This is a genomic window from Streptomyces alkaliphilus, assembly GCF_014141535.1.
GTDB classification, from domain to species: Bacteria; Actinomycetota; Actinomycetes; order Streptomycetales; family Streptomycetaceae; genus Streptomyces; species Streptomyces alkaliphilus.
Window position 1 is genome coordinate 1 of record NZ_VKHT01000638.1, and the last position, 3,052, is coordinate 3,052.

General features: G+C 64.0%; 4 protein-coding genes. 3 read left to right on the forward strand and 1 reads right to left on the reverse strand.

What is annotated here, in order from left to right:
* The 3 genes from FNQ90_RS28200 to FNQ90_RS17815 all read left to right on the forward strand — a co-directional run.
* On the forward strand, window positions 1–748 hold a 748-nt coding region (locus FNQ90_RS28200), incomplete at its 5' end, for a hypothetical protein (protein ID WP_267133069.1).
* A gap of 175 nt (window positions 749–923) precedes the next feature.
* Window positions 924–1,916, forward strand: coding sequence for a DUF2726 domain-containing protein (locus FNQ90_RS17810; RefSeq protein ID WP_182607293.1), 993 nt, complete (start codon window positions 924–926; stop codon window positions 1,914–1,916).
* Between the two features lie 351 nt (window positions 1,917–2,267).
* Complete coding sequence (locus FNQ90_RS17815; RefSeq protein WP_182607294.1) at window positions 2,268–2,840, forward strand: transcriptional regulator; 573 nt, start codon at window positions 2,268–2,270, stop codon at window positions 2,838–2,840.
* Window positions 2,841–2,854: 14 nt separating this feature from the next.
* Here FNQ90_RS17815 and FNQ90_RS17820 read toward each other — a convergent pair.
* Window positions 2,855–3,052 (reverse strand): tetratricopeptide repeat protein (locus FNQ90_RS17820; RefSeq protein ID WP_182607295.1); only part of this gene is annotated, 198 nt, incomplete at its 5' end.

Below are 3,052 nucleotides of genomic sequence, written 5' to 3' on the forward strand. Positions count from 1 at the left end.
CGGCACCCCCCAGCCGGAAGTACACCAACCCGACGGCAGCAGCGGAGCCCTTGAAGTCGCCCCCATCGACCCGACCACCCTCACCGGCACCCCCGACGAACGCCTCGCCGCACTGGAGGCCGCCGTCGACCGAGCCGCCTCCACCGCAGCCGAAAGCGGACGCCGCATCAAGGCCCGCTACGTCATCGAAGCCGGCACCGCACTGCGCGCCATCAGGGACGGAGAGCTCTACCCGGGCACCTGGGAGGAGTACGTCACCACCCGCCACGACCTCAGCCTGCGCCGCTCCTACCAACTCATGGAAGCCGCCCCCGCCCTCCAGCGAGTGTGGACGTGCAAAATTTTGCACACGCCCCCGAACGAGTCCCAGGCACTGGCCATCGACCCCGTGATCGAAACCCACGGGGAAGACGCCGCCCGGAAAATCGTCAAGGCCATCGAGGAAGCCGGGCGCAGGCCCACCGCCGCCGCACTGAAGGCCACCGCCCGCGAACTGGGCTACACAGCCCCCGAAGAGCCGCGCAGGGCCCCTCAAGAGACCCCGGAGTCGTCCCCCCGACCCACCACCGAGGCCGACTCCCTCGCCGACCTCGAAGAAGCCACCCGACTCCTGCGACGCGTCCACCGCGCGCTGCACCCCAAGACGCTCGAAGCCGCCCGGGCCACCAACCCCGACCGCGCCACCGAAGTGATCAGCGAGATCTCCGACGTGCTCGCCAAGGCCGCCCGTCGCGCCCAGCGCGGTTGATCGCACCGGCCGCCCGGCCCGATCCCCGCCCAGGGGGGCGGGGATCGGGCGGCTCACCAGGTTGGAATAGCCTCACTCTCCGCTTATTTGATAAAACCTCGGAAGTCTACCTCGTGAAAGCCCGAGGCTAAACTGTGCACATCGTTTTCATGAGTTCGTCACCGGTGGGGGTCTTGTGGAACTTCGCGCGTTTGAAAATCAGTCCGAAAAGCGAACGCACAGGATTCTAGAGATTGCAACTAGGGACACTCTCTATTGGGTCAACGCTAAGACTCGCCTAGAGGACGTATTCAGCCCTAGCGCTGGCGATCCAAGAGATGAGCGGAACTTCCTCCGGGATGCGCACTTTGACTACACCTTACACAAGAAGAGTTCAAACGAAGTTATCTGGGCCTTCGAGTTTGATGGCCCTGGCCACGTATCAGACCAAGATGCCATCCGGCGGGATATCCTAAAGAACCGGATCTGTGCCAAGGCCAACCTCCCCCTACTTCGCATAGAAGACGATCTTCTGGAGGCGATCGATGGAATCTCACTCCTAGAGTGGCTCGTTCGACGCTGGATGAAGTACGAGGAAATCATTCCGCGAATGATCTCCGACCGCGACAGAGTTACTGCCTCCATGTCCGAGAAAGACTGGGACGAGTTCCGGATCTCAAAGGATATCTTCATTACTCCGCCAGAGCTGGATGTGAGCTATATATTCGATCTTGCCAATCCGTACCCGCCTCTGCCGAAGACCTCGGCTCGCCTACTGAAGACCTACGGAATCAGAGAAGGGTCGTCGTTGGAGCTGAACCCGAACTCGCGAGAGATCACCACGGAGGCGGTGTGGGAGATTTCAACATGCGGCGGACCTCTGCTTGACTTCACAGACTACGGACTTTACAGTCGGAGCTTTTGCGAAGTGCAGTTGCGGCGCGTTGGGGAAGACTGGCTTAACGAACCTGCGTTCGCGGCAACCGGCGAGTATATGGCCCGGGTCGTTTACCCAACGTTTCCGAACCAGCGTAAGATCCTTTCTTCAAACCCAACAACCGGCGAACTTGGATTGTGCGGCCCCCCCTACGGCGGCTCACTTTGGGCTGCTGGCAAGATGATTGCCTGGCACCGAGCCCTGAGGGAAGTCGAGAAGTGGGCGGCCAAGAACTTGCCTGCGATTTCTTAGATGCGCAACAAGATGACATAACGCACCCGCCTTCCTTTCTCCTGCGCCGTACTGGCCAGGGGATTTTTCAAGCCTGGAGGTAACACTACTTGCCCGCCATTCAGTACCAAGTCGGTCAAGTCGCAGAAGCTCGTGAACGCGACTGTCGGGATACTCGGATAGGAACACCTGATCCCGAACCTCTCCCAGAACCAGGGCGTCAACCAGGTCAAGGGCGCCGAGAACGACACCATCTCCATGAGGGTGCAAGGCATCCGGCAGTGTGGACTCCCGACCGGCATAAAGGCTGAGACCGACCCGGCCGACGCGACTGTGGATTACGGTCGCTCCCCCGCGTCCCGGAGGTGACCGATGACCGGCCAATGGGGCGAGTGGCGCAAGTTCAACGCCGACGGCCTGCACGGCGCCGACGCCCTCGCCCGGGGTCTGGAGGCGATGGTCACCGGCATCGCCTCCGGGCCCGACACCAAGCGCGGCATCAACGCCCGCCTGCGCTACCTGACCGCCTCCAAAGCCGGTCGGGAGGCGATGGCCGCGCAGGGCATCAGCCGCCGCGCGTTGGCGGCCTGGACGGCCGGGAAGCGTTCCCCGAGCCCGAAGAGCCGCGCCGCGCTGGATCGCGCCTACTGGGGACTGCGCCGCCAACGGGTCGTCGCGCATATCAAGCGGCGCCTGGCCCGCGAGGGGCGCGGCACCCGGATCGAGATCGACCCGGTCGATCAGTCCCGGGTTCTGCCCGGTCGCCGCCGGGATCTGAACGTGCGACGCATCACGATCCGCCCGGCGACCTGGACGGCCGCCGTCGACGCCTGGGCGGAAGGTGACACCACCGGCCTGCAAGCCGTCTGGGACGACGTCATGGCTGACCTCGGCTCCGACGGCGAGGCGTACGAGTACGTCTCCTCCGTCGGCTGGAACGCCTGAACCCACGTGTTGCCTTACCCCTCGTCGTCCGTTTCCGCACGCTCTCGCCATGAGGCGAGGTTGTGGCGGGTGGTGAGAGTCTCAGGGTGGTGGGGTCCCAGGACGCGGACCATGTCGGTCAGGAGGTGTTCGGTGGCGGTGATGGCGCCTACCGGGTCGCCGGCTTCGCCGCGCCAGTGGGCGAGGTTGTGGCGGGCGGTGAGGGTGTGGGG